The following is a 25768-nucleotide window of genomic DNA, read 5'->3' as shown; positions in this document are numbered from 1 at the left end:
GGTTCGGGTCGCACCGCATGTCTGCCTCTTTGGTGGCGCGCAGCCTCGCCAGTATTTGGCACCCCTGCACGCAGATGCAGCGCGCCGCCCAGGTGCCGCCCCTGGCCATCGTGCGCGGGCAGGGGCCCTGGCTCTATGACGAGACCGGGAAGCGCTACTTCGACACCCTCAGCTCCTGGTGGGTCAATCTGTTCGGCCACGCCGATGCACGCATCAACGCCGCCCTGAAGGACCAGCTCGACCAGCTGCCACACGTGATGCTGGCGGGCTGCACCCATGCGCCTGCGGTAGAGCTGGCCGAACGGCTCTCGGCACGCACCCAGGGCGTGCTGGGCCATTGCTTCTTTGCCAGCGACGGCGCCTCGGCGGTGGAGATTGCGCTCAAGATGGCCTTCCACCACTGGCGCAACCGCGGCCTGCCCGACAAGCGCAGCTTTGTCTGCCTGCGCCAGGGTTACCACGGCGAAACCCTGGGTGCGCTGGCGGTGACCGATGTGCAGATCTTCCGCGATGCCTACGACCCGCTGCTGATGCGTTCGCACCAGGTCATGTCGCCCGATGCCCGCCAGGCTTTGCCAGGGGAGTCGGCGGCCGATGTGGCCCACCGTGCAGTAGCTGAATTGCAGACCCTGCTGGAGGCCCACCACGGCGAGATTGCCGCCCTCATCCTGGAGCCCCTGGTGCAGGGCGCGGCCGGCATGGCCATGTACGACCCGGTCTACCTGCAGATGGCGCGTGCCCTGTGCGACCAGTACCAGGTGCTATTGATTGCCGACGAGATTGCCGTGGGCTGTGGCCGCACGGGGACCTTCTTTGCCACCGAGCAGGCGGCGGACGCACAGGGGCAGGTGCCCTGGCCCGACCTGCTGTGCCTGTCCAAGGGCATCAGCGGGGGTTACCTGCCGCTGTCGCTGGTGCTCTCGCGTGACCGCGTGTACGAGGCCTTTCTGGACGAGGACGTGGCGCGCGGCTTTTTGCACTCGCACTCTTACACCGGTAATGCGCTGGCCTGCCGCGCAGCGCTGGCCGTGCTGGATAGGTTTGACCAGGACGACGTGCTGGCGCACAACCGCCAGCAAGCCGCCATCCTCAGCGCCGCCCTGGCGCCCCTGCACAGCGATCCACGCATCGAGCACTTTCGCCACCTCGGCATGATTTGGGCGTTTGACGTGCGCGAGTCCGTCGTCGGCGCGCGTTTTGCCGAGCGCTTTCACCTGGCGGGCCGGGCGCGCGAGCTGCTGATCCGCCCGATTGGCCGCACCGTCTACCTGCTGCCGCCCTATGTGCTGGACGCAACCCTGTCCCCCTGGCTGGCGCAGCAGCTGCTGGCCACGCTGGACGATGTGCTGAACCAAGCCCCCCACGATGCTGATAGACCACCTGAACCGCCAACTGCGTGAGCGTGCGGCCCAGGCCCTGACGCGCCAGCGCCGCACGGCACTCACGCCCTGCGCTCCGCAACAACAGGTTGCTCTGGACGGGCAGCCGGCGCGCGAGCTGCTGGCCTTTTGCAGCAACGACTACCTGGGCCTGGCCAACCACCCCGCGCTGGTGGCGGCCCTGGCGGAGGGCGCACAGCGCTATGGGGCCGGCAGCGGGGCCTCGCACCTGGTCAGCGGCCACTCGCAGGCCCATGCGGCGCTGGAGTCCACCCTGGCAGACTGGATCGCTCCCCAGATTCCAAATGCCCAGGCCCTGTACTTTTGCACCGGCTACATGGCCAACCTGGCCCTGCTCACCGCGCTGGCGGGCGAGGGCGCCGCCATTTTTGCAGACAAGCTCAACCATGCCTCGCTGGTGGACGGGGCGCTGCTCTCCAAAGCTCCGCTGCAGCGTTATGCGCACCGCAACCTCACGGTGCTGGAGCGTCAGCTGCGCCAGAGTGATGCGGCCCTCAAACTCATCGTCACCGATGCCGTGTTCAGCATGGACGGGGACCTGGCCGACCTGCCCGCCCTGCTGGCGCTGGCCGAGCGGTATGACGCCTGGCTGGTGGTGGACGACGCACACGGCTTTGGCGTGTTGGGTCCGCAGGGGCAGGGCAGCCTGGCGCATTTCGGTTTGCGCAGTGAGCGCCTGATCTGTATGGGCACGCTGGGCAAGGCTGCGGGTGTGGGCGGTGCCTTTGTGGCAGCGCATCCCACCATCATCGACTGGCTGGTGCAAACCGCGCGCCCCTACATCTACACCACGGCCGCGCCGCCCGCCATCGCCCACGCCCTGAGCGCCAGCCTGGCCCTGATCGCGGGGGACGAGGGCGCACAGCGCCGGGCGCAGCTGCAGCAGCGCATTGCACAGCTGCGCGGTGAGCTGTCAAAAATGATAGCTGCTCGCGCAGTTCTGGCGTGGGCTCTGGCCGATTCGAGCACTGCAATTCAGCCCCTCATCGTGGGCGACAACGCGGCCGCACTGGCCCTGTCGGCCGCACTGGAGGCCCAGGGCTTGTGGGTGCCCGCCATCCGCCCACCCACGGTGCCGGTGGGCACGGCGCGTCTGCGTATCACCCTGAGTGCTGCACACACCGAGGCCGACGTGCAGCGCCTGGTGGCCGCGCTGGCTGCCGCAGCGGAGGAGCTGCATGGCTAATGTGTTTGTGACCGGCACCGACACCGAGGTCGGCAAGACCCACATCAGCGCAGCCTTGTTGCACTGGGCAGGCCAGCAGGGCTGGCGCAGCGCGGGTTTCAAGCCCGTGGCCGCGGGGCTGGATGCGGACGGGCGCAACGAGGATGTGCAGCGCCTGCGTGCGGCCAGTTCCTTGTCCCTGACGGAGGCTGAGGTGGGGCCACTGCAGTTCCAGGCCGCCTGCGCGCCACACATTGCCGCAGCCCTGGAGGGGTGCAGCATCGATATGGATGGCCTGGTGCGGCAGGCGCGTGCGCTGGCGGCCCGAGCCGATGTGCTGGTGGTCGAAGGTGTGGGCGGGTTTTGTGTGCCGCTGGGCCCGCAGGGCGACACGGCGGACCTGGCCGTGGCGCTGGGCTACCCCGTGGTTCTGGTGGTGGGGCTGCGCCTGGGTTGCATCAGCCACGCTCTGCTGACGGCCGAGGCCATTCGCGCACGCGGCCTGCGCTTGGCGGGTTGGGTGGCCAATACGGTGGACCCGCAGATGTCGCAGCTGCAAGCCAATCTGGACACCTTGCGCGACGAATTGCAGCGCCGCCACCAAGCGCCCTGCCTGGGCGTGGTGCCGCGCTTGGCGGACGCCCACCCGGCGGCCACCGCGGCTTGCCTGGACCGTGCGGCACTTCACAGGGTGCTGGCCCCATGAGCGCCCGCCCCGCCGCGCTGGCGCCCCTGGTGGACGCCGCCTTCCTGGCCAACCCCTACCCGGCCTACCAGGCCCTGCGCGAAGCCGGCGCTATCCACTGGAGCACCGAATTTTTTGGCGGTGCCTGGTTGCTCACCCGCCATGCCGATGTGGAGCAGGTGCTGCGCGACCCACGCTTCTCGGCCCAGCGCACCGGCGGCTGGGTGACGAACCGTGAGCAGCAGCGCGGCGAGCTGGCCGGTTTTCAGCAGTTGTTCGCGCGGGCCATGTTGTTTCTGGATGCGCCGGACCACGGCCGCATCCGCAAGGTGCTGAACGCGGGCTTCAAACCCGCCGTGCTGCAGGCCCTGGCCCCCTTCATCGAAGACACGGTGGCCGAGCTGCTGGACGCAGTGCAGGGCGCGCCCTCGTTTGATGTGATGCAGGCCTTGGCCCGGCCCCTGCCCACCCGCGTGATTGGCCGCATGATGGGCATTGAGAACGCGGCGAATGAAGACTTCGCGGTCTGGTCCGACGACCTGGCCAGCTTCATCGGTGCCCCGCTGGCCACCCACGCCCAGGCGCGCCGCGCCCAGGCCAGCCTGCTGGCCATGGGCCGTTATTTTGAAGGCCTGCTGGCCCGCCGCCGCGCCCAGCCGGGCGACGACCTGGTGAGCCGCCTGCTGCAGGCCGAAGCCGCTGGCGAGATCCAGAACCACGCCGAACTCTTGGCCCAGTGCGCCATGCTGCTGTTTGCCGGCCACGAGACCACGCGCAACCTGCTGGGCAATGGCCTGCATGCCCTGCTGAGCCACCCGGACCAGTGGCAGCGCCTGCAGCAGGAGCCCGCACTTATTCCCAGCGCGGTGCGCGAGCTGCTGCGCTTTGACAGCCCGGTGCAGTACACCGGCCGCCGGGTCACCACCACGCTGGTGCTGCACGGCCAGACCCTGCAGCGCGGCGACCTGGTGGTGCCGCTCATCGGTGCCGCCAACCGCGACCCGGCACGCCACCCGCAGCCCGACCGGCTGGACATTGCCGGGCGCGACGGTGGCTCGGTCTCGTTTGGCTCGGGCGCCCATGTGTGCATAGGCGCCATGCTCACGCGCATGGAGGCCGAAATCACCTTTCGCCAGCTGCTGCAGCGTCTGCCTGGCCTGCGCCTGGCCGACGCCACCCCGCAGTGGGTGGCCAACCCGGCCTACCGCGGCCTGCAGCAGCTGCATGTAGTAACCGGCTAACACCCACCGCCGCGCGGCGCTGCCAAACTTTGTAACTGCTAGTTACAAATATCACCCGGATGGGGGATGTAACTAACTGTTTGTCCTCTGTAAAGTCCTTCGATTCTGCGCAGTCCTCCGTTCGTTGGTGGGTGCCTTATGACAATAACAAGCCCCACCCATGTCGGACCCGCTCCCCGCTATTCATCGCCCGCACCCGCTTCGTTCCACACTTATAACGGTCTTACTGTTGTCGGTGGTGGTGGGTGCTGGTGCCCAAGCCCAGACCAATGCCCAGCGTGATGCCGCAGAGCAGCGCCGGATCCAAGAGCGCGACGCGCAGCTGCGCGAACAGCAGCAAACAGCCCCAGATGCGCGCCGGAACGCACCCGTCGCAGCAGCGCAACGCTTGCCCGAATCCGAATCGCCATGCTTTCCCATCCGCCAGCTTGAGCTTCGCGGAGAAGCCGTTGGGCAATTTGCATGGGTATTGGCCAGCCTCTCGGGTCCGCAGAATACCGACAGCCCCTTGCGCAAATGCCTGGGCACCCAGGGCATCGGCATCCTGCTGCAGCGTGCCCAAGATGCCGTGGTGGCCAAGGGGTTTGTCACTACCCGCGTGTTGGCCCAGCCGCAAGACCTGAGCAGTGGCAGCCTGGTGCTCACCGTGGTGCCAGGTCGGATCCGTAATATCCGTTTTGCGGACTCCGGTGCGTCTCTGACCTCAACAGCCACTGCTGTGGCAGCACAACCCGGTGACATCCTCAATCTGCGTGATGTGGAGCAGGCGCTGGAAAACTTCAAGCGCGTGCCCACAGCCGAAGCAGATATTCAGATTACCCCGGCCGACCAACCCGACCACAGCGACTTGGTCATTGCCTACCAACGCACCACGCCCGTACGGCTATCGCTAGCACTGGACGACAGCGGCGGTAAAAGCACCGGCCGCTACCAAACCAGTGCCACCTTTTCTTGGGACAACCCGCTGGGTCTGAACGACCTGTTCTATGTATCCCAAAACCACGACGCCGGTGGTGGCGACCCCGGCCCGCGTGGCACGCAGGGTTACACCGTGCACTACTCCATCCCTTACGGCTATTGGACGCTGGGTAGCACTTTCAGCGAGAGCCGCTACCACCAGACCGTGACCGGGCTTACTCAAGACTACGTTTACAGCGGCACCAGCGGCAATGCCGAACTCAAGCTCTCCCGCCTGTTCTACCGCGACGCCACCCGCAAAAGCACCGCGCACCTCAAAGCCTTTGAGCGCCACTCCAACAACTACATCGACGACACCGAGGTGCAGATTCAACGGCGTGTAGTGGGCGGCTGGGAGCTGGGCTTGGGCCACAAAGAGTTTCTGGGCAGCGCCACGCTGGACGCCAACTTGGCCTACAAGCGCGGAACCCGGGACTTTGCGGCCATGGATGCCCCGGAAGAGTCCACCGGACAAGGCACCGCACGCTTCAACCTATGGGTGGCAGACGTCACGCTAACCCAACCCTTCAAATGGCGGGACCAATCCCTGCGCTACCAGGCCAACCTGCGCCTGCAGGGCAATGAGACGCCGCTCACCCCCCAAGACCGCTTCAGCATTGGTGGGCGCTACAGCGTGCGCGGCTTTGATGGCGAAAGCAGCCTCACTGGCGACAACGGCTGGCTGCTACGCCAAGAACTGGGCTGGGCACTGGGCAACAGCGGACAAGAGCTGTACCTGGGCATTGATGCCGGTGGCGTTAGCGGCCAGAGCGCGGAGTTCCTGGCAGGCAAAGCCCTGAGCGGCGGGGTTGTCGGTCTGCGCGGCAACTACCGCAAATTGCAATATGACCTGTTTGTCGGTGCGCCGCTGTACCAGCCCTCTGGCTTCAAGACCGCTGAGACCACGGCGGGCTTTAGTTTGAACTTGGCGTTTTGATCCGTTCGCTATTTCTTCTCCACTCTTTAAGGAAACCTTATGAAACCCACCAAGACCACCTTGATTGCAGCCACGTTGCTGATCAGTACAGGAATTACTTTCGCACAGAGCGCCCAACCAAACTTCGTAGGCCCAGCCATCGGTTTGACCGTTTCCGCCATCCAAAACAAAGTGGATTACGAAAGCACCGTTCCCTCCATCAATGGTCAAAACACGCAAACCAATGACTCAGAAGCCGCGCTGATTGCTTCCTACGGTTTTGCACTGTCCCCTGACTGGGTTGGGACGGTGGGAATTTCCTACAGCGTCAAATCGACTGACGCTGGAAAAGTGAACTACACCGCAGGCACTGCGCAGTCGTTCTCCGGTAGTTTCAAAGACCACTTGGCCATCTCTTTTGCACCAGGCTACCGCGTGGGCCCCAATGCATTGGTCTATGGCAAGCTGGCATTTCACCAACTCAAAGCGGACTTCACCGACACAGCCTCGTCTGGTGGAACCAATACGCATACCGGCACAGGTATCGGCTTCGGTGTTGCTTTCGCCATCGCTCCCAAGATGGAACTGCGCGCGGAATATGAGTCTGTCGCGTACTCCAGCCAAAAGACACAGCTCACCACCGGTGCACCAAAACAAGCCGGCCTAACAGTTGGCCTGCTCTACAAGTTCTAAGCCATCGTAGCCAGACCAGGCAGCTGCCTCACCGCACTTTCACCACCCCATGACAGACAGCCGTAGCTTCCAAATCATTGCGCCCGCTTTCAATCTGCCGCCTCATAGCGATGCCGAGGCTTTTGGCAGTGCTGTCTGGCTATGGATGCATGGCCCCAATCATCGCAATTTGCCCCTGACGGCGCTAGACCACATGCTCTTGCCCGCCATTCGTTTGCGCCAATACGTGCTGATACTAGAAGAACGCCCTGAAGGAATCACCCGCCCCATAGGGTATTTGGGCTGGGCCAATTTGAGTGCTGAGGCTGAAAGCCGCTACCTGCGTAACCCCTACCAAGGCCTGCGCAATGAGGACTGGAACAGTGGCGACCGTATGTGGCTCGTCGATTTCTTTGCGCCGTTTGGTGATAGCCAAAAAGTCCACGCGCTTTGGAGTCCGTTTTTTGCCAACGCGAGCGTGCGCTACATGTACCACCGTAGCCACGAGCGTGGAGTGACCGTGCGCACCCTCAATGGCGCGCAAGTGGACCCAGCCCACGCCCGCCAATGGTGGACCGACCGCCCCATGCTGGCCGCTTCGCACGGCGAAGCCACCTCAACCCTGATTGCAGACGGAGCCAAATCCCCATGAACAAGAACCTGTACCGGATTGTCTTTAACGCCCGCCGCGGCATCCGCATGGCGGTGGCAGAAACTGCTTGCGCCCAGGGCAAGCCCGCCAGTGGCAACACCCAGGGTCCTGGCGTTCCGGCATCAAATAGGCCTCTGGCCCTGACAGATATTGCGCCAGCAGCTATCAAATCCATAGTGTCAGCGGTCGCCCTGCTTGGCCTGCCGCTGCTACTGCAAGCCCAAGTGGTGGCTGACCGCACGGCCCCCGGTAACCAGCAGCCTACTATTTTGCAAACGGCCAGCGGGGTCACCCAGGTCAACATCCAGGCGCCCAGTGCAGGCGGGGTGAGCCGCAACACCTACAGCCAGTTTGACGTGAGCCGCCAAGGCGTCGTCCTCAACAACAGCCGCACGGACTCCAACACCCAAATCGCAGGCTATGTGCAAGGCAACCCGTGGCTGGGAGGCAGTGGTGCGCGCGTTATCCTCAATGAGGTCAACTCCACCAACCCCAGCCAGATCCGTGGCTATGTGGAAGTGGCGGGCCAGCGCGCCGAAGTCATCATCGCCAACCCGGCAGGCATTGCCGTCAACGGCGGCGGTTTTATCAACGCCAGCGCCGTCACTCTGACCACCGGAACACCTGTATTCAATGCGGGCAACCTGGAGGCGTTTCAGGTACGCGGCGGCTCCGTGGTGGTGGACGGCGATGGCCTGGACACCCGCACCGCCGACTACACCAACATCTTGGCGCGCGCTGCCCAAATCAACGCCGGCATCTGGGCCAAAGACATCAAGGTGGTGAGCGGCGCCAACGACATCAGCGCCAGCAATGCCGCCAACCCCACCGCCACCGCAGCCCCCGGTGCAGGCACAGGAACCGCACCAGCCTTTGCGCTGGACGTTGCCGCACTGGGCGGCATGTATGCGCAAAAAATCACTCTGGTGGGCACCGAGTCCGGCCTGGGTGTGCGCAATAGCGGCGTCATCGGTGCTACGGCGGGCGATGTGACGGTTAACAGCCAAGGCTGGCTCACCAACAGTGGCACTATCTCCGCCGTGGGCAGCACCCGCATCCAAACCCAGGGTGACATCACCAACACGGGTGACATCGTGGCTACCGACACCACCCGCATAGCCACCGCAGCCACCCTGCGCAACCAGGGCCTGATAGACAGCGGCAACGCCGCAGGCACCAGCCAAACCCAGATCAAGGCCACCACGGTGAAGAACCTGGGCACCGCGCGCATCTACGGCGACACCGTTAGCGTTGCAGCCACCACCCTGACCAACGACAAAGGCACGACGTCCAGCAGCACCGCAGCGGCAACGCTGGCGTCTCGCCAGGGCCTCAACATCGGGGTAGACACTCTCAACAACCTCAACGGCGCCAACATTTTGAGCCTGGGCGACATGGCCATCGGTGCCAGCCTGGACGCCAATGGCCAAGCCACCGGCTCGGCCACCACCCTGACCAACAGCGCCAGCACTATTGAAGCCCAGGGCACCCTGCGCATCCACAGCGCCACCATCAATAACCTCAACCCCCTGCTCGAATGGGAGAAGGACGCGGGCACCCCCGGCGTCAGTGGCACGGTCTACTTCACCACCGGCGGCACCTTTGAAAGCAAAGATGGTGCGGTGTTGGCAGCAGGCTCCGGCAGTCTTTCTGGCATGTCGCACGGCGGATATGCCTATTACAAAGTAATTGCCTATGAGGTGGAGGAGACTTGCACCGGCGGGCGCAACCCGATTTGCACGCCCACTGGCAACATGCTGCCTATCTATGGCTATGACAAAGGCGCGGCCCAAGCCGACAGCACCTCTGGTGCCTACACCTTTGATGCGTTTGCCAGCTACGTGCAGACGGACTACAAAGCCGTCGTCACCAAAAGCACCCCTGGGCGCATTGCCAGTGGGTCAGACATGACGCTGGTGGCCAGCACGGGTGTCGTCAACGACCAAAGCATGATCGTCTCTGGCGGCGCACTCACCATCACCGCCCCCAGCATCGACAACCGAGCCCGCACCATCCAGCTGGACTCGGTACGCAACGGCACCAGCTACAGCTGGGCCCAGTACGACGAAGGCTGCGGCAACATCAAAGGCTGCAACTACAACTACCAGGCCTACCGCCCGGGCACCTACCAAAGCAACGTAGCCTCTACCCAGGTGTTAGACACCAGCGTGCGCCAAGCCGCCAGCACAGTGCCGCTCACCGCGCCCGGCACCACCCCGTCCGCCCAAACCGGCATCAACCTGCCCAACAGCAGCCTGCTGCGCATCCAAAGCGACCCCAGCGCCCCCGTGCTGGTACAAACCGATCCGCGCTTTACCAACTACAGAAGCTGGCTCAGCTCCGACTACATCACCAGCCGTATCAGCCTGGACCCCAGCGTCACCCAAAAGCGCCTGGGTGACGGCTTTTACGAGCAGCGCCTCATCAACGAACAAGTGGCCCAGCTCACCGGGCGCCGCTTCCTGGGCAACTACACCAGCGACCAGCAGCAGTACCAAGCCCTGATGGACTCGGGCCTGACCTTTGCCCAGACCTACAAGCTGCGCCCCGGCATTGCACTCACCGCCGAGCAAATGGCCGTGCTCACCACCGACATCGTCTGGCTGCAGCAAGAAACGGTGAACCTGCCCGATGGAACCACCACCCAGGCCCTGGTACCCCACCTCTACGCCGCCGTGCGCCCCGGCGACCTCAACGCCCAAGGCGGCCTGCTCAGTGGCAACACGGTAGCCATCAACAGCAGCGGCGAAGTACGCAACGGCGGCACCATCCTGGGCCGCACCGTGCTGGAGATCAACGCCAACACCATCAACAACCTGGGCGGCCAAATCGCGGCCGACGATGTGAAGCTCACCGCCAGCCAGGACATCAACGTCACCGGCGGCAGCGTGACCGGTCAAAACAGCCTGAGTGCAGTTGCGGGCAACGACATCAACATCACCAGCACCACCGCCGGCACACAGGGCGGCAGTGGCGACTACACCTACAGCCGCACCGGCCTGGACCGCATGGCGGGCCTGTATGTAGCAGGCCCCGGCACCCTGCTGGCCAGCGCGGGCAACGACCTCAACATCATTGGCGCCACCATCCAGAGTGCGGGCAACACCCAACTGAGCGCAGGCAACACCGTCAACCTGGGCACCCTGCAGGCCAGCCAGAGCAACAACGTAGGCGCAGGTGATGCCAAGAACCACCTGCTCACCAGCCAGACCAGCGATGTAGGCAGCACCGTCAAAGCAGGCCAAGCCCTCACCCTCAGCGCCGGGCAAAACATCATTGCCAAGGCAGCGGATCTGAAGGCCAAGGGCGATGTGAATATCGCAGCCCAAGGCACCGTACTGCTCAACGCAGGCCAAACCCGCTCCAGCTACGACGCGGTGCTGACCAAGTCCAGCTCCGACCTCATCAGCACCACCACCACCCGCACCCAAACCCAGGCCAGTGCGGCTACGGCGCAGGTCAGCAAGGTGCAGGGCCAGAACGTCAACATCGTTGCCGGGCAAAACCTCATCAGCGTAGGCACCCAGTTCAAGGGCACCGACAGCCTGCGCGTAGAAGGCAAAGACACCAGCACCTTCTACGCCGCCACCAACATCCACCAAAGCACCACCACCGTCCAGAGCACCACCACGCTCAGTGGTTTGGCCGCCCTGGGCGACTACCTGGGCCTGTCCCAGCTGGTGCCGCTGGAGAAGAAAGAAAGCACCGACGCAATAGCGACCAGCACCAGCATAGGCACCCGCCTCCTATCGGATAAGAAAATTGAGATTGGCGTGGGCAACAAAACCGAGCTGCAAGGCGCCACGGTAGAAGCCCAGCAGATTGCGTTTGTTCAGACAGACCCGAACAAACGGGGCGAACTCATCCTGGGCGGCAGTATCGACACCACCCAGACCAGCCATACCGAGAAAACCGAGACCCTGGGCCTGTACCAGGAGATGAAAGGCAAGGGCAGCACCACTGAAATCCTGAACCAGACCCAGATCAAAGGCAATGTGTCATTCGACGCGGCCCTCAAGATCACCGTCCAAATCCCTGACACCAAAGGTGGCCAAGCACTCAAGAGCCAGATCAATGCGCTGGTGGCCCAGAGCGGCGGTACAGGTCTGGAATATCTGAACCAACTCGCAGCCGACCCCAACATCCAATGGGACAAGGTAGCTCTGGCCAATGAGAAATGGAGCTATGACCAAGCGGGCCTCACGCCTGCGGGGGCAGCCTTGCTGTCCATTGTGGTGGCGGCCTACATGCCTGGAGCCAGCGGTTTGTTTGGCACCACCACGGCAACCGGCACCACGCTGGGTGGGGTTGCGCTCACGACCACCACCGCCGGTGTCACCACCGCCACCTTTGCAGGGGCTGCGCTGAACGCAGGCTTTACCGCACTGGCCAGCCAAGCGGCTGTGGCCATGGTCAACAACAAGGGCGACCTTGGCAAGACGCTGGAGCAGCTGGGTAGCGAGCAGAGCATCAAGAACTTGCTGACCACCATGGTGACGGCGGGGGCGCTGAATGCCCTGGGTAATTCCACCCTGTTCAACGGGCAAAGCGGAACAGCCGCTGCTGGTAGCAACGGCATCTCTACCGCGCAAACGGCAGCCACCTTTGGGGACAAGCTGCTCAAGAACATCACCAACAACCTTGCGGGCAGTGCGATTGATGCGGCCATCAACGGAAAAGCCTTTGATGAAAAGACGCTGACCAATGCCTTGGCCAGTGCGCTGGTGACGACGGGGATGGCGCAGGGGGCGAATGCCATTGGGGACGCTAAAGAACACAACGATATCAACGGCTTTACCCAAAAGGTGGCCCATGCCGTGCTGGGTTGTGCGGGTGGCGCGGCTATAGCGGGCAATGGCAGTGGTTGCGCACCGGGTGCCGTGGGTGCAGTGGTGGGTGAAATGGCTGCCGAGTACTACATGGACAGCAATATAAACAACGGCAAGTCTTTTGCAGAGAACAAGGCCAATGCCTTGGCGTTTGCGAGGGTGATGTCTGCAACAGCTGGGGTGATTGCCGGCGGTGGTGGAGATAACGCGGCTGCGGTGAATATTGCGAATACGACGGGGACTAATGCGGCGGAGAACAATTTTCTCAAGCACACAACCAACTGGCGCAGCAGCCAATGGGGAGCATTTAAGGAGGAGTTAGCGCGCTGCAAGGTAACGTCAGGTTGCAATGTTGATGCTGTCTACAGTCGCTGGACAGAAATTAGCAAGCAGCAACAGGGAGCAGCACAAAATGCTATAGCCAATGGATTGTTGGGGGACCCTGATAGTGCTTCAAAAGCAGGGCAAGAAATTGGCTATGCAGCAGCTTCACTAAGCGTGACCCCCAACGACGTGTGCGATGCGGGTGATATGCGTTGTTACAGCTTTGTACAGAGTCAAAATTCTCAAGCCGCTGCCATTGTGCGAACTACGATTGGGGTCGCTATCGGTGGTGATGTAATGGATGGCGCTGTAGGGCGTATTGGGGAGGGACTGGCGCCAGGAGCTACTCCGGGAAAAGCAAGTGCAGGTAAGACAGGCTCTGGGGCCAAAACCTGCTCATTCCGTGGCGACATGCAAGTCAAAACCAGCAACGGCTACACCGCCATACGCGACATACGTATAGGGGACTACGTATTCTCACAAGATGAAGCAACAGGTAAAGCAAACTTTAAACAGGTGCTAGCCCAATACAGCAACCCGTATGCCGAGACCATGTACATCGACATCAGAGGTGGTAATGGTCAGGTGCAACAAATTGTCTCCAACACCATCCACCCATTCCTGTCACAACTGCCAGATGGGGAACCAAATCCACCGAAGCAATCGGAAGGCCACGTTTACCACGGCTCCATCACGAACGCCTACTGGGTGGATGCAGCCAACCTGCGGCCCGGCTACAAGCTGCTGGGTAGCAATCAGCAGTGGATGGAAGTGCTGCAAACAAAGCGCACACAAGAACCGCTACAGGCCTACAACCTGACCGTTGCAGACTTCCACACTTACTTCGTTAAAGCTGAAGCGGGCAATGATGCAGTTTGGGTACACAACAACTGCTGGGATAGCTTGCCCAATGAGGCGGTAAACACGGGGAAGACTACCCCGGATGGGCGAGCAATTTATTCGTTCACCGATGCTGATGGAGCGACGAAATTGGCCTACAAAGGCGTGGGAAATGATCCACGCTTCTATGATCCAAAGGTATACCCACCAACCGTGTTGCCACCCGGCAATGCTGTTGCGTTGCCCGCACCAGTTGCGAACTCCAATCTGCTGCAAACCACTTCCACGCCTGCACAATTGGCTGAAACATTGGGGTATCAAAGAACCAACTACCTCGTTAAAGGGCAACCTGTCTATTACAAGGCCAATGCACCTGAAGGTGAGAGATACATCAGTCCAGATGTGGGAAGCGGCAACGGTACGGGCTCTCACAATGGTGGTGTTTGGAAAGCAGCATCTTCTCCAGCAGATCTTGGAAACAAAACAACAAGGTCTGGCACTTACGATGCGAACATGAACTGGATGAAAGATTGAGGTACTGTTGTGAATTTCACTGACTTAATTGAAGAGCTAACGGAGATCAACGATGCCATTCTCCCTATCAAAGGAAGAATTGATGACTTGTCTCTCCCGGTATACAAGGCCATGCCAAAACAAGGCGAGGTAAGGCTGTGGCTTGGATACGAACCTCTCGGATACGGTCAAGAACTAAACAGTCGCAGACTACTTCAAGCGCTCAAAAACTACCATGCAACGAATGCAATGCTTAAAGTCGTATTGAATACTGATACATATCAAGCTGATTACAGCTCGGTTTCAAATTTCTATGAAGTCGAGAAAATTGAGTATGACAACGGTGTTTTTGTATTGGTTGCCGGGAATGAATTACTTACCGCTCGAAAATACGCCCCTCCAGACCCATACCTACTCCAGATGCAGCAAGAGCACCCCGGCAACTCTATTTGGTTTCCATATCGTCATGGCGTGGATCCTGCTGTTGGTGATCTCCCATCCACTTGATTTATCCCCGCCTCGTCTTCAACCTTAGAGGCGGTGTCATGTCAAAGTGTCAGCGACACCTCACTCGTTTCGACCCCGTTTTTTAACGCGATTGACCGCTCGCACCGTCGCTAAACACGGTGGTTCAAATCATTTTCACCATCGTTTTTGCCTAGCTCTGGGCAATTCCCCGCATCAGCGCACGTTTGCTCCCGCCCTGCGCGGACAGTGAGCTTCATAGATTGAGTTTGCAGGTCTGAGACACACTGAGCGCTACGCACAAAAAAAGCATCCAGCCCTTATGGATATTGCGCAAGCAAGCTATCAAATCCATAGTGACAGCACCGGCATCAACCTGCCCAACAGCAGCCTGCTGCGCATCCAAAGCGACCCCAGCGCCCCCGTGCTGGTACAAACCGATCCGCGCTTTACCAACTACAGAAGCTGGCTCAGCTCCGACTACATCACCAGCCGCATCAGCCTGGACCCCAGCGTTACCCAAAAACGCCTGGGCGACGGCTTTTACGAGCAGCGCCTCATCAACGAACAAGTGGCCCAGCTCACCGGGCGCCGCTTCCTGGGCAACTACACCAGCGACCAGCAGCAGTACCAAGCCCTGATGGACTCGGGCCTGACCTTTGCCCAGACCTACAAGCTGCGCCCCGGCATTGCACTCACCGCCGAGCAAATGGCCGTGCTCACCACCGACATCGTCTGGCTGCAGCAAGAAACGGTGAACCTGCCCGATGGAACCACCACCCAGGCCCTGGTACCCCACCTCTACGCCGCCGTGCGCCCCGGCGACCTCAACGCCCAAGGCGGCCTGCTCAGTGGCAACACGGTAGCCATCAACAGCAGCGGCGAAGTACGCAACGGCGGCACCATCCTGGGCCGCACCGTGCTGGAGATCAACGCCAACACCATCAACAACCTGGGCGGTGTCATGTCCACCTGTCCGCAACACCTCCCCCACTAATTTCAACCCCGTTTTTGGCGGGATTGACCGCTTGCCCCGTCGCTGAATGCGGTGGCCCGAATCTTTTTCACAGCCGTTTTGCTTAACCTTTGCGCTGATTTCCGCGTCAGGACGCGTTTGCTCCCGTCCCATGCGGACAGTGAACTTGCAGAGCTGGCGTTCGCCAGTACGGCGCGCGCTACCTTCGCATCCAATACCCCACCAGCAAACCATCCAGCGCTTGGACTACAACTGTGCGTTTGGGCTGTGCCTGCGCCAAGTCTGTTGTGCTGTATCCGTTCCATTTCTCTTCCGGTGTCAATCCATCCAGGTTCTGATGTGGTCGGGCGTGGTTGTAGAACAGGGTGAACTCGTCCAGCGCCAGTTGCAGTGCGGCTTTGGACGGAATCACGAGTTGGCGCAGCAGCGGCTTCAAGGTTCCAAACAAGCGTTCGATCCTTCCGTTCTGCCAAGGCGCGCAGGTTTGGATACGCTGGTGGCCAATGCCCGCCAGCTTCAAGAAGGTGGTGAACACCCAGCTGGTAAACACCCGTTCGTTGTCGGTGCGCAATCGCTTGGGTTTGCCGTGTCTGGCAATCGCAAAACACAAGTGCCCCAACATCGCCCAACTGTTGCGCTTGAGCAGGGTTTGCAAACACAGCACCAACCGGGAGCCGTGGTCCAGCATTCCGATTACGGCATGCTGTGTGCCACAGGCGTCGGTGTAGAACATCATGTCCATGGCCCACACCGCGTTGATGGGTACCGGGCGTGGAAGTTGGCGGCGCATGTCCCGGCGCAGATCAGCCAGGGCATGTTGGTTGGTTTGGATGCAGTGGGCGACAAAGCTCTTACCCACGGTGCATGTCTTGATGGCGTGGGCTTGGTGCAAGCGGTTAAAGGTGGCGGCGATCTGGCGACAACCCGCATGGCCCATCAGCACCTTGAGCCGCAGCACCTCCTGAATGACCCAGTCAGGTTTGCGGCGGTTGGCATGTTCGACCTCGGGCAGGTGTGCAAGTGCAGGCTGACGTGCAAAGCGATGCGGCTGCGCTTTGATCACTTGCCAAGCGCGCCATCCCACGATGCCAACCATCCAAAACCAAAGCAAACACACCATCATCCGCAACGTTTCTACCCCTTTTTGCGGCGGGATTCTAGAAGTGATTGACCATAGAATAGGCCTCTAGCCCAGATAGAACGTGTGCGAGCAGCTATCAAATCCATAGTGTCAGCAGCCGCCCTGCTTGGCCTGCCGCTGCTACTGCTAGCCCAAGTGGTCGCGGACCGCACCATCCAGCAAGCGCAGCGTGCGCTCCTTCAACTTCAGCAAATACGGCGAAGAAGGCGCCAAGTAACTGGCCATACGCGCCCGACAAGAAGGCATGGCCGATGTGGCGCGCCAGCTGCACGTACGCGCCGACTGAGGTGCACACACGCGCTGCGCGCTTAAGGCGCGGCTTCGATGGCGGTCACGACGATGGCGCCTTCCTTTTGTTCGGCGCTAAAACGCACCTTGTCGCCGGCTTTGGCTTTGTCCAGCAGGGCCGGGTCGCGCACCTGAAACACCATGGTCATGGGCGGCATGTCCAGGTTTTTGATCTCACCGTGTTTGATGGTGATCTTGCTGGCGGCCTTGTCGACCTTGCGGATTTCGCCGCTGCTCATCTCGCTGGCTTGGGCCCAGGTGCTGCTTGTACCCAGGGTGGTGAGAAGCACGGTGGCCAGCAGCTTGCGGGTGGTGTGTGAGAGTTTCATGGGGTGTCCTTATCGGTAACTTTGGTAGATCGACGTCGCGCCGCCCTTGGCGACCAGCAACACGTCATACGGGTCTTTGCGGCCCTGGTAGATGGCGCCATCCATGCCGGGTGAGCCGACCGGCATGCCCGGCACGGCCAGGCCCAGGGCTTTTGGCTTCTCGCGCAGCAGGCGCTGGATGTCTTTGGCAGGCACATGCCCTTCGATGGCATAACCCGCCACTTCGGCTGTATGGCAGGAGCCCAGGGCTTCAGGCATGCCCAGGCGCTTGCGGGCTTCGGCATTGCCGGTCTCCTGTACGGCCACCTTAAAACCGGCCCGTTCCAGGTGGGCCACCCAGTCTTTGCAGCAACCGCAGTTGGGGTCTTTCCAGACCTGGATGCGGGTGCGCTCTTTGGCGGCCCACACGGGCAGGGCCAGTGTGGCCAGCCCTGCCGCCAGCACGCTGCGGCGTGAGAGTGTGGGGGCGCTCATGGTTTGGACCCCACGGCTACCGTGCCCTTCATGCCCGCTTCGTAGTGGCCGGGGTGCAGGCAGGCAAAGTGCACGGTACCTGCCTGGGTGAACTGCCAGATCACCTCGCCGGTTTTGCCGGGCGCCAGGCTCACCAGGTTGGGTTCGTCGTGCTCCATCTCGGGGAACTTCAGCATCTGCGCGTAGTGCGCTTTCAGGTCGGCTTCGGTACCCAGGTTGAACTCGTGTTTGAGCTTTCCTGAGTTGGTGACCACAAAACGAATCGTCTCACCGCGGCGCACCTTCACGGCGCTGGGCGTGAAACGCATGGCATCTGTCATGTCGATGGTGATGGTGCGTGTGACCTTGGCCGCAACGCCGGGTTTGCCAATCGCCTGGGTGCCGTGGCCGCCCGCATGGTTTCCTGCAGCAAAAGTGCCACTGGCGCCCGCCAATACTGCGCAAGCAGCTATTAATTTAATAGTGTTTTTCATGGGTTTTTCCAAAGGATTTAGTGGTGTTGGTGGGTGGCAGGTTTGCGCACCTGCACTTCGGTGGCGGGCGCCGCGCCGGCGGCTGGGCTTTCAGCTTTGAAGCGGGCCGGGTCCGGCAATGGGCCGGTCCATTCATAGGACTGCGTACCTGCGGGTTGCTTGAACCAGCCGGGGTCTTTGTAGTCACCGGGTTTCTGGTCCTTGCGCACCTTCAAGATGCTGAACATGCCGCCCATCTCCACCCCGCCATACGGTCCCTGGCCCGTCATCATGGGGGCGGTGTTGTCGGGGATGGGCATCTCCATCTCACCCATGTCGGCCATGCCGCGTTCGCCCATCACCATGTAGTCGGGCACCGCTTTCTGCAGTTTGCCCACCAGGCCGCGGTGGTCCACACCAATCATGGTGGGCACGTTGTGGCCCATGGCGTTCATGGTGTGGTGGCTCTTGTGGCAGTGGAAAGCCCAGTCGCCTTCCTCGTCAGCCAGAAACTCGAACTGCCGCATCTGCCCCACCGCAATGTCGGTAGTGATCTCAGGGACTCGCGCCGCCAGCGGCCACGGCCCGCCGTCGCTGCCGGTCACCTGAAACTCATGGCCGTGCAAGTGGATGGGGTGGTTGGTCATGGTGAGGTTGCCCACGCGAATGCGCACCTTGTCGTTGTGGCGCACGTTCAGCGTGTCGATGCCGGGAAAGACCCGGCTGTTCCAGCTCCAGAGGTTGAAGTCCAGCATGGTCATGGTTTTGGGCGTTTTGCTGCCGGGGTCAATGTCATAGGCGTTGAGCAGAAAACAAAAGTCACGGTCCACCTCGCTGATCAGCGGGTGTTTGGCTTTGGGGTGGGTCACCCAAAAGCCCATCATGCCCATCGCCATTTGTGTCATCTCATCGGCATGCGGGTGGTACATAAAGGTGCCGGGGCGGCGTGCCACAAACTCGTAGACAAAGGTTTTGCCCACGCCGATGGCGCGCTGGTTGAGCCCGGAGACGCCGTCCATGCCATTGGGCAGGCGCTGGCCGTGCCAGTGCACGCTGGTGTGTTCGGGCAGTTTGTTGGTGACAAACACACGCACGCGGTCGCCCTCCACGACTTCGATGGTCGGGCCGGGGCTCTGGCCGTTGTAGCCCCACATGTGCGCCTTGAAGCCCGGCGCCATCTCGCGCAACACAGGCTCGGCCACCAGGTGAAATTCCTTCACGCCGTTGTTCATGCGCCAGGGCAAGGTCCAGCCGTTCAGGGTGACCACCGGGTTGTAAGGCCGGCCAGAGTTGGGCACCAGCGGGGGCTGAGTGTTGGGCGATGCCTGCAGCACCGGCTCGGGCAGGGCCGCCATCGCCACGCGGCTTACCGAGGCCGCAGCGACTGCGCCCACGGCAGTGGCGGCTGCGCCGTTGAAAAAATTGCGTCGGTTCATGGGGTGTCCTTGTTGGGAGGCCATTCAGTGGCCTCCTGGGGTGGAAGCCGCGCGGGCCTCGCTGGCGTTGGTGCTGGTTTCGCCGCCCAGGGTGTCCAGAGGGGCGCCGGCCAGCAGGGCTTGCAGGTTGGCGTGGGCCAGCCAGAAATCGCGTTGTGCGGCAACGTTGGTGCTCTTGGTCATCGTCAGCGTCTGGCTGTCGTCCAACACGTCAAACACGCTGGTCAACATGCCGTTGTAGCGCAGCACCAGCTCGTCATGGATGAACTGGCGCAGCGGCAGCACCTCGGCTTGCAGGTGCTTGGCGATGTCGTAGTGGCTGCGGTAGTTGATATAGGCCGTGCGCGCCTGGCTGCGCAGCAACACGGCCTGGGCGCGCACGCGGGCGGCATCACCCATCGCATCCCACAAGGCGTCGGCGCTGTCGGGCACGGTGGTTTGCTGTTTGCGTTGCCACTGCAGGGCGGCTACCCGCAGGTCGCTGCGTGCCTGCACGGCTTGTGCCTCCACATCGGGCATGTCCAGTGCTTGGGCGGGTAAGGCCGGCAATGTGCTGGGCAGGGTGAACTGCGTGGCCTCGCCCCACAGCCCCAGCGCCACGGTGAGTGTTTCACGCGCGGCAAAGGCGGCCTGCTCGGCCCGCACCAGCGCCAGCGCGGCCTCGGACAGTGCCGCCTGGCTTTGCGCCTGGGTGAGTTGGCTCACATTGCCGGCCTGAACCATGCGCCGCGTCAGTTCGCCGCTGGCCTCGGCCGTGGCCTTGGCCTCGCGCAGCAGCTGCGCGCTGTGGGCGGCGGCCACGGCATTCACCCAGGCCTTGAAGGCTTGGGCTGACAGCACCGTGATGGCCTGCTGGGCACGCAGCTTGGCCGGGGTGTACCGGCCCGTCGCGTCGCTGATGGACAGCCCTTCACTGCCCAGCGCGGCCTGCAGTGCGGGGTTGTTCAGCAGGGCAATGCGTACGGCCGTATTGGCCGTCAGCGGCGCGTCCAGCAGGCTGGCGAGGGTGCTGCGGTGGTCTGCCGCAGGGTGGGGCAACTGGACGGTGGCGCCCTCGGTGCCGATGAGTTTGCCCGCCACGCTGGTTTGCAGGTCGGTAATGCCCCCGTCGGGTGGGGCGGCCCAGGCCAGGCCGCTGCAGACCAGCAGCGCGGCGGCGCTGAGTGCACGCAGGTGGGCCTTCATGGTGCGGCTCCCTGGGTGGGCGGTGCGGGTGTGCGGGCCTGCTCCTGTTCCCACTTCAGTAGGTCGGCGTGGCCGCGCTTGAATTGGCCCACGGCCGCGTTGGCGGCTTTCCAGTCCAGCACCGTGGTTTCCACGCCCTGGGGCAGGTCGACAAACACCGAACGGTAGGCCACGGCGGGAACCGGGGTGCTGGCCTGGCTGGCCTGCAGGGTGGGCGTGGGGTCCAGGCGCACACTGCCGGGCGCTTGGGCCTGGGCAGCAAGTGTGCTGGCGCCGGCGAGCACAGCCGCAGAGACTAATCGGTACAGCCGCCAACGGGCGTACCAGGGGGAGATAGGCATAAGAATGTCCTGACAAAAGGCGTGAACGGGGTGGGAATACAGCGCCCAGCAGCACACCGCTGCGGCGCCACCGCGGGCACAGGCTCGAAGTCCAGACGGACTTAGGGCCTGAAGGTCAGGAAATGGGTGGTTTGTGCCCCAGCGCGAGAACGGCGCTGGTGAACTGCGCGCTGGCGGCGCGCGGCAGCCCATGCGGCAAGGCCTGCGTTGCGGACTGCAGCGCAGGCACCACGAGGGCGACCGTGAAGCAGGCCTGGCAAGAGGCGCAAGTTGCGCAGGGGTCTGCGGTATGGCTGGTCTGCGGGGCGGTGGCGGGTTCCGCCTGCATCTCGTGGCAATTGCTGTGCGCTGCGGGGGGGCTGGCTGCTGCCACCATGTCGGCTGCGCGTGTTTGCGCCGCCATCTGAATCGCCATGGCATCCCCCGCCCAGGCGCGCAAGGGCACCAGGGCAATCAGGATCAACAGGAGCACGAGGCGGCGCATGTTGTCTTGGTGGGGGGGCGGGGCGAATAGTTCCCGAAAACGCCGAATCAGTTCAGCGCCATGCTGAGCTTGCGCCGGTAGGCGGACACCAGCTGGGCTTGCGGGTCGGTCTCGGCCACCACCTTGCCCACCACCTCAATGCCACCCGCGGCCTTGCCGGCGTCGGCAGGGTGGGCCTTGGGTTTGGGCGGGGTCAGCAGCTCCAGAATCGCCACAAAGGTTTTGCGCGGCACCGCGTCGCCCCAGGCCTTGTCGCGCATGATGATTTCCAGCAACTCGTCCATGGCGCCGGTCCAGTCGCCGCCCACCATCAGCACACGGGCCTTGGCCAGGCGGGTGTCGAAGTCGCGTTTGTTAGTGGCAATCACTTCGTCAAACTGCGCGGGTGTCCACAGGCCGCGGTCGTCGGTCACCACAAACTTGATGGCGTCCAGAAACTGGCCCAGCGCCTCAAAACGCAGCTGGCGTGGGATCTCGGTGAGTTTGGGCGCCAGCGCGGCTTCGGCGTCCTCCAGCAGGTCGTTCTCGATCAGCAGCTTCACGTAGTCGTAACGCGCGTCGTCGTTGCCGGGGTCCACGGCCAGCGCCTCCAGCAGCTTGTTCAGTGCGGCCTGCGGGTCGCCCGCGGCGGCCAGGGTCTGGGCGTCTTCGGTGTCTGCCTCGGCTTCCAGCACGGCCTCGGAGGGCACATGTTTGTCCAGAAACTCCTTGATCTTGCTCTCGGGAATGGCACCCATGAAACCATCAGCCGGCTTGCCATTGATCATGAGCACGCAGGTGGGGATGCTGCGGATGCCAAAGGCCTGGGCCAGCTGTTGCTCCTGGTCGGAGTCGATCTTGACCAGCTTGAAGCGGCCGGCGTACTCTTCTTCCACCTTTTCGAGTAGCGGGCCAATCACCTTGCAGGGGCCGCACCAGGGCGCCCAGAAGTCCACCAGCACCGGGATCTGGTGGGAGGCGGCGACGACTTCGGCCTCAAAGTTTTCGATGGTGACGTTGATCATTTGGAGTAGCTCGGGGTGAAAAAGTAAAATTCAATTCTGGCCACGTGCGCAAACCCTGCGCCGCCAGTCCACCTGGCGCTCCGCAAGGCGCTTTCAGCACTATGAAAACCATTCAAATCGGCGTTGTCATGGGGTCCAGCTCTGACTGGGACACCATGCAACACGCAGTCCAGATTCTCCAACAGTTTGGCATCCGCTTCGAAGCCCGGGTGGTTTCTGCCCACCGCATGCCCGACGACATGTTTGCCTACGCCGAAACGGCCGTGGCGCGCGGTCTCAAGGCCATCATCGCCGGTGCCGGCGGTGCGGCCCACCTGCCAGGCATGTTGGCGGCCAAAACCACGCTGCCGGTGCTGGGCGTGCCGGTGCAAAGCAAGGCGCTGTCGGGTGTGGATTCGTTGCACAGCATTGTGCAAATGCCCAAGGGCATCCCGGTCGCCACCTTCGCCATTGGCCCGGCTGGGGCTGCCAATGCGGCCCTGTTTGCGGTGGCCCTGCTGGCCAACGAGAACCCAGACCTGCGCATGGAGCTGGACGCTTTTCGCATCGACCAAACCGAGGCCGCCCGCAAGATGGTGCTGCCGATTACTGGAAGCGCGGTCTAAATGGTTTCTGAGCACGCAGCAGCCGGTTTGGGTGGGGCCAAGGAAATGACGCTGGGCGTCATGGGCGGCGGGCAGCTGGGGCGCATGTTTGCCCACGCGGCCCAGCAAATGGGCTTTTTCACCGCGGTGCTGGACCCGGACACCAACAGCCCGGCCGGCCGTATCAGCCACCACCACATCCAGACCGCCTACACCGACCCCGCGGGCCTGGCCCGGCTGGCTGAGGTGTCGGTCGCCATCACCACCGAATTCGAAAACGTGCCGGCCCAGGCCCTGAACCAGCTGGCCCACACCCGCCCGGTGGCGCCCAGTGGCGCTGCCGTGGCCATTGCGCAGGACCGCGCGGCCGAGAAGGCGCACTTTGTGCAGTGCGGCGTGCCCTGCGCACCGTATGCCGTGATCGAGACGGCCGAGCAGCTGGCGACGGTGGACGCAAACCTGCTCCCGGGGATTTTGAAGACCGCCCGCATGGGCTACGACGGCAAGGGCCAGGTGCGCGTCAAAACGCCGGCCGAGCTGGCTGCCGCTTGGGCGGATCTGAAGGGCGTGCCCTGCGTGCTGGAGAAGATGCTGCCGCTGGCGCTGGAGTGCTCCGTCATCGTCGCGCGTGGTGCCGACGGCCGCTGCGTGAACCTGCCGGTGCAGCGCAACCTGCACCGCGAAGGCATTCTGGCCGTGACCGAGGTCTATGAAGGAAATCTGCCTCCTGCCCTTGCTGCGCGTGCGGTAGCAGCTGCGAAATCGATAGCAGAAGGTGTGCAGTACGTGGGCGTGTTGTGCGTGGAATTTTTTGTGCTCGACGAGTCCAACCCCGCAGCTGCCGGCCTGGGTGGCCTGGTGGTGAACGAGATGGCACCGCGCCCGCACAACAGCGGCCACTACAGCATGGACGCCTGTGATGTCTCGCAGTTCGACCTGCAAGTGCGCACCCTGGCGGGCCTGCCGCTGGTGCAGCCCCGCCAGCACAGCCCGGCCATCATGCTGAACCTGCTGGGCGACATCTGGCCCGACGAAGGCCGTGATGGCGGCGTGCCCGACTGGGCTGCCGTGTTAGCCCTGCCTGGCACCCATCTGCATCTCTACGGCAAGCTCGACGCCAAGCCGGGCCGCAAGATGGGCCACCTCAACGTCACTGGTGCCACCGTGGACGGCGTGCGCGCCACCGCGCTGGAAGCCGCGCGCATCCTCGGCATTGCCGCGTTCTGAGCCGCCCGCCCATGATTGTGTCCGCCTACCAGTTTGCCGACGGTGTGGAGCTTGCTCCTGATTCCATAGCTGCTTGCGCAGAGGTGGTGAGGGCTGGAGGCCTGATTGGCTTGCCCACCGAGACCGTGTACGGCTTGGGTGCCGATGCGTCCGACCCGGCCGCGGTCGGCAAAATTTTCACGGCGAAGGGCCGACCGGCCGACCATCCGCTGATCGTGCATGTGGCCGCGTTTGACGGCGGCATGGGCGGTGTGGCGCACTACTGCGCGCGCGTGCCGGCGTTTGCGCAGCAGCTGATGTCGGCCTTCTGGCCCGGCCCGCTCACGCTGATCCTGCCGCGCCGTGAGGGCGTGGGTGCGGCTGCGGCCGGCGGGCAGGACAGTATTGGCCTGCGCTGCCCTGCGCACCCGGTGGCGCAGGCGCTGCTGGCGGCGCTGCGCAAACCCACCGATGGTGGGCGTGAGGTGTGGGGCATTGCCGCGCCCAGCGCCAACAAGTTTGGCCGCGTGAGCCCGACCACGGCCGCGCATGTGCTGAGCGAGTTTGGTGACGAGCTGTTGATTCTGGACGGCGGCCCGTGTGAGGTGGGCATCGAGTCCACCATCATCGACTGCACGCGTGGCGCGCCGGTGCTGCTGCGCCCCGGCTCCATCACCGCGGCCCAGGTGGCCGATGCCTGCGGTCGCCAACTGCTCTCGAAAGAGGAGCTGGAGGCGAAGAACCAGCCGGGGCCACGGGCTTCTGGAACCTTGGAGTCGCACTACGCGCCCAGCGCCACGGTGCGCCTGATGGATGCCAAGGCGCTGCAGGCCGCATTGGACCTGCTGAGCGGCGCCAGCCCGCCGGATGCGCCCCCCACCATTGCGCTGTACCACCGCAGCCCGCTGCATGTGCGTTCGCCCCTGGTGGCGGCCCATCGCATGCCCAACCACGCCCAACCGGCGGCCCACGAGCTGTTTGCCAAGCTGCGCGAGATGGACGCCCAGGGCGTCAAACTGATCTGGGTGGAAACCCCGCCCGATGCGCTGGAGTGGGACGGTGTGCGCGACCGCCTGACCCGCGCCAGCGCATGACACTGTTGCCCCCACGCTCCGCCGCTGCGCGGGTCGCTGCCCCCCGAGGGGGCTAACTCGCCTTGGGGCGGCCCGGCGGCGAGTTGTGGCCCCCATGCTCCACCGCTGCGCGGGT

At 63.1% G+C, this 25768-nt stretch carries 22 protein-coding genes; 13 read left to right on the top strand and 9 right to left on the bottom strand.

The annotated features are described in order from the left end of the window. Positions 1-17 precede the first annotated feature (17 nt). From bioA to AC097A_RS12980, 10 genes are all read left to right on the top strand, one after another. Positions 18-1400: an adenosylmethionine--8-amino-7-oxononanoate transaminase gene (bioA, locus tag AC097A_RS13025; RefSeq protein ID WP_479621169.1), complete on the top strand. Its 1383-nt coding sequence runs from the start codon at positions 18-20 to the stop codon at positions 1398-1400. After that, positions 1366-2586: an 8-amino-7-oxononanoate synthase gene (bioF, locus tag AC097A_RS13020; protein WP_479621168.1), complete on the top strand. Its 1221-nt coding sequence runs from the start codon at positions 1366-1368 to the stop codon at positions 2584-2586. The genes bioA and bioF overlap by 35 nt, the downstream gene beginning before the upstream one ends. Continuing rightward, on the top strand, positions 2579-3271 hold the full coding sequence (bioD, locus tag AC097A_RS13015; protein WP_479621167.1) for a dethiobiotin synthase: 693 nt from the start codon (positions 2579-2581) through the stop codon (positions 3269-3271). The genes bioF and bioD overlap by 8 nt, the downstream gene beginning before the upstream one ends. Further along, entirely contained in the window at positions 3268-4491 is a 1224-nt protein-coding gene (locus AC097A_RS13010) for a cytochrome P450 (protein WP_479621166.1), read from the top strand. Before bioD ends, AC097A_RS13010 begins: the two co-directional genes overlap by 4 nt. 160 nt (positions 4492-4651) lie before the next feature. After that, positions 4652-6385 (top strand): ShlB/FhaC/HecB family hemolysin secretion/activation protein, encoded by a 1734-nt coding sequence (locus tag AC097A_RS13005; RefSeq protein WP_479621165.1) that lies wholly within the window; start codon positions 4652-4654, stop codon positions 6383-6385. A 39-nt stretch (positions 6386-6424) separates the two neighbouring features. Further along, a complete protein-coding gene (locus AC097A_RS13000) occupies positions 6425-7057 on the top strand; it encodes an outer membrane beta-barrel protein (protein ID WP_479621164.1) in 633 nt (210 codons plus the stop codon). Between the two features lie 49 nt (positions 7058-7106). After that, a complete protein-coding gene (locus AC097A_RS12995; protein ID WP_479621163.1) occupies positions 7107-7688 on the top strand; it encodes a toxin-activating lysine-acyltransferase in 582 nt (193 codons plus the stop codon). Further along, positions 7685-14215, top strand: a complete 6531-nt coding sequence (locus tag AC097A_RS12990) for a two-partner secretion domain-containing protein (RefSeq protein WP_479621162.1) — start codon at positions 7685-7687, stop codon at positions 14213-14215. Before AC097A_RS12995 ends, AC097A_RS12990 begins: the two co-directional genes overlap by 4 nt. A 9-nt stretch (positions 14216-14224) precedes the next feature. Continuing rightward, on the top strand, positions 14225-14701 hold the full coding sequence (locus AC097A_RS12985) for a hypothetical protein (RefSeq protein WP_479621161.1): 477 nt from the start codon (positions 14225-14227) through the stop codon (positions 14699-14701). A 280-nt stretch (positions 14702-14981) separates the two neighbouring features. Beyond that, the gene (locus AC097A_RS12980) at positions 14982-15656 is read left to right on the top strand and encodes a hypothetical protein (protein WP_479621160.1); all 675 of its coding nucleotides are present in this window, start codon (positions 14982-14984) and stop codon (positions 15654-15656) included. Between the two features lie 178 nt (positions 15657-15834). On the opposite strand, the gene AC097A_RS12975 is transcribed toward AC097A_RS12980, so the two are convergent. From AC097A_RS12975 to trxA, 9 genes are all read right to left on the bottom strand, one after another. Further along, a complete protein-coding gene (locus AC097A_RS12975; protein ID WP_479621159.1) occupies positions 15835-16719 on the bottom strand; it encodes an integrase core domain-containing protein in 885 nt (294 codons plus the stop codon). Positions 16720-17084: 365 nt separating this feature from the next. Beyond that, a complete protein-coding gene (locus AC097A_RS12970; RefSeq protein WP_479621158.1) occupies positions 17085-17393 on the bottom strand; it encodes a copper-binding protein in 309 nt (102 codons plus the stop codon). Positions 17394-17402: 9 nt separating this feature from the next. Further along, positions 17403-17867: a DUF411 domain-containing protein gene (locus AC097A_RS12965; RefSeq protein ID WP_479621157.1), complete on the bottom strand. Its 465-nt coding sequence runs from the start codon at positions 17865-17867 to the stop codon at positions 17403-17405. Further along, entirely contained in the window at positions 17864-18340 is a 477-nt protein-coding gene (locus AC097A_RS12960) for a cupredoxin domain-containing protein (protein WP_479621156.1), read from the bottom strand. The genes AC097A_RS12965 and AC097A_RS12960 overlap by 4 nt, the downstream gene beginning before the upstream one ends. A gap of 17 nt (positions 18341-18357) precedes the next feature. After that, entirely contained in the window at positions 18358-19755 is a 1398-nt protein-coding gene (locus tag AC097A_RS12955; RefSeq protein WP_479621155.1) for a multicopper oxidase family protein, read from the bottom strand. Positions 19756-19779: 24 nt separating this feature from the next. Next, positions 19780-20940, bottom strand: coding sequence for a TolC family protein (locus tag AC097A_RS12950; RefSeq protein WP_479621154.1), 1161 nt, complete (start codon positions 20938-20940; stop codon positions 19780-19782). After that, entirely contained in the window at positions 20937-21281 is a 345-nt protein-coding gene (locus AC097A_RS12945) for a hypothetical protein (protein WP_479621153.1), read from the bottom strand. The genes AC097A_RS12950 and AC097A_RS12945 overlap by 4 nt, the downstream gene beginning before the upstream one ends. Before the next feature lie 115 nt (positions 21282-21396). Then, complete coding sequence (locus AC097A_RS12940) at positions 21397-21765, bottom strand: hypothetical protein (protein WP_315480326.1); 369 nt, start codon at positions 21763-21765, stop codon at positions 21397-21399. Between the two features lie 47 nt (positions 21766-21812). Beyond that, positions 21813-22769 (bottom strand): thioredoxin, encoded by a 957-nt coding sequence (gene trxA, locus AC097A_RS12935; protein ID WP_105259443.1) that lies wholly within the window; start codon positions 22767-22769, stop codon positions 21813-21815. Positions 22770-22870: 101 nt separating this feature from the next. On the opposite strand from trxA, the gene purE reads away from it, so the two are divergent. From purE to AC097A_RS12920, 3 genes are read left to right on the top strand one after another with little or no spacing between them, the layout of a single operon-like run. Beyond that, entirely contained in the window at positions 22871-23374 is a 504-nt protein-coding gene (gene purE, locus AC097A_RS12930) for a 5-(carboxyamino)imidazole ribonucleotide mutase (protein ID WP_105259442.1), read from the top strand. Next, positions 23375-24580 (top strand): 5-(carboxyamino)imidazole ribonucleotide synthase, encoded by a 1206-nt coding sequence (locus AC097A_RS12925; RefSeq protein WP_479621152.1) that lies wholly within the window; start codon positions 23375-23377, stop codon positions 24578-24580. A gap of 11 nt (positions 24581-24591) precedes the next feature. Beyond that, positions 24592-25653 (top strand): L-threonylcarbamoyladenylate synthase, encoded by a 1062-nt coding sequence (locus tag AC097A_RS12920; RefSeq protein WP_479621151.1) that lies wholly within the window; start codon positions 24592-24594, stop codon positions 25651-25653. Positions 25654-25768: the final 115 nt, after the last annotated feature.

It is taken from the genome of Rhodoferax sp. XS2R6, assembly GCF_056521365.1.
Note: the sequence above shows the minus strand (reverse complement) of the source record. Positions and strands in the feature narration are given on the sequence as shown.

What these genes read in the sequence shown, in the direction of transcription:
- bioA (WP_479621169.1), top strand. Translation starts at nt 18, where the DNA reads ATGTCTGCCTCTTTGGTGGCGCGCAGCCTCGCCAGTATTTGGCACCCC.
- bioF (WP_479621168.1), top strand. Translation starts at nt 1,366, where the DNA reads ATGCTGATAGACCACCTGAACCGCCAACTGCGTGAGCGTGCGGCCCAG.
- bioD (WP_479621167.1), top strand. Translation starts at nt 2,579, where the DNA reads ATGGCTAATGTGTTTGTGACCGGCACCGACACCGAGGTCGGCAAGACC.
- AC097A_RS13010 (WP_479621166.1), top strand. Translation starts at nt 3,268, where the DNA reads ATGAGCGCCCGCCCCGCCGCGCTGGCGCCCCTGGTGGACGCCGCCTTC.
- AC097A_RS13005 (WP_479621165.1), top strand. Translation starts at nt 4,652, where the DNA reads ATGTCGGACCCGCTCCCCGCTATTCATCGCCCGCACCCGCTTCGTTCC.
- AC097A_RS13000 (WP_479621164.1), top strand. Translation starts at nt 6,425, where the DNA reads ATGAAACCCACCAAGACCACCTTGATTGCAGCCACGTTGCTGATCAGT.
- AC097A_RS12995 (WP_479621163.1), top strand. Translation starts at nt 7,107, where the DNA reads ATGACAGACAGCCGTAGCTTCCAAATCATTGCGCCCGCTTTCAATCTG.
- AC097A_RS12990 (WP_479621162.1), top strand. Translation starts at nt 7,685, where the DNA reads ATGAACAAGAACCTGTACCGGATTGTCTTTAACGCCCGCCGCGGCATC.
- AC097A_RS12980 (WP_479621160.1), top strand. Translation starts at nt 14,982, where the DNA reads ATGGATATTGCGCAAGCAAGCTATCAAATCCATAGTGACAGCACCGGC.
- AC097A_RS12970 (WP_479621158.1), bottom strand. Translation starts at nt 17,393, where the DNA reads ATGAAACTCTCACACACCACCCGCAAGCTGCTGGCCACCGTGCTTCTC.
- AC097A_RS12965 (WP_479621157.1), bottom strand. Translation starts at nt 17,867, where the DNA reads ATGAGCGCCCCCACACTCTCACGCCGCAGCGTGCTGGCGGCAGGGCTG.
- AC097A_RS12960 (WP_479621156.1), bottom strand. Translation starts at nt 18,340, where the DNA reads ATGAAAAACACTATTAAATTAATAGCTGCTTGCGCAGTATTGGCGGGC.
- AC097A_RS12955 (WP_479621155.1), bottom strand. Translation starts at nt 19,755, where the DNA reads ATGAACCGACGCAATTTTTTCAACGGCGCAGCCGCCACTGCCGTGGGC.
- AC097A_RS12950 (WP_479621154.1), bottom strand. Translation starts at nt 20,940, where the DNA reads ATGAAGGCCCACCTGCGTGCACTCAGCGCCGCCGCGCTGCTGGTCTGC.
- AC097A_RS12945 (WP_479621153.1), bottom strand. Translation starts at nt 21,281, where the DNA reads ATGCCTATCTCCCCCTGGTACGCCCGTTGGCGGCTGTACCGATTAGTC.
- AC097A_RS12940 (WP_315480326.1), bottom strand. Translation starts at nt 21,765, where the DNA reads ATGCGCCGCCTCGTGCTCCTGTTGATCCTGATTGCCCTGGTGCCCTTG.
- trxA (WP_105259443.1), bottom strand. Translation starts at nt 22,769, where the DNA reads ATGATCAACGTCACCATCGAAAACTTTGAGGCCGAAGTCGTCGCCGCC.
- purE (WP_105259442.1), top strand. Translation starts at nt 22,871, where the DNA reads ATGAAAACCATTCAAATCGGCGTTGTCATGGGGTCCAGCTCTGACTGG.
- AC097A_RS12925 (WP_479621152.1), top strand. Translation starts at nt 23,375, where the DNA reads ATGGTTTCTGAGCACGCAGCAGCCGGTTTGGGTGGGGCCAAGGAAATG.
- AC097A_RS12920 (WP_479621151.1), top strand. Translation starts at nt 24,592, where the DNA reads ATGATTGTGTCCGCCTACCAGTTTGCCGACGGTGTGGAGCTTGCTCCT.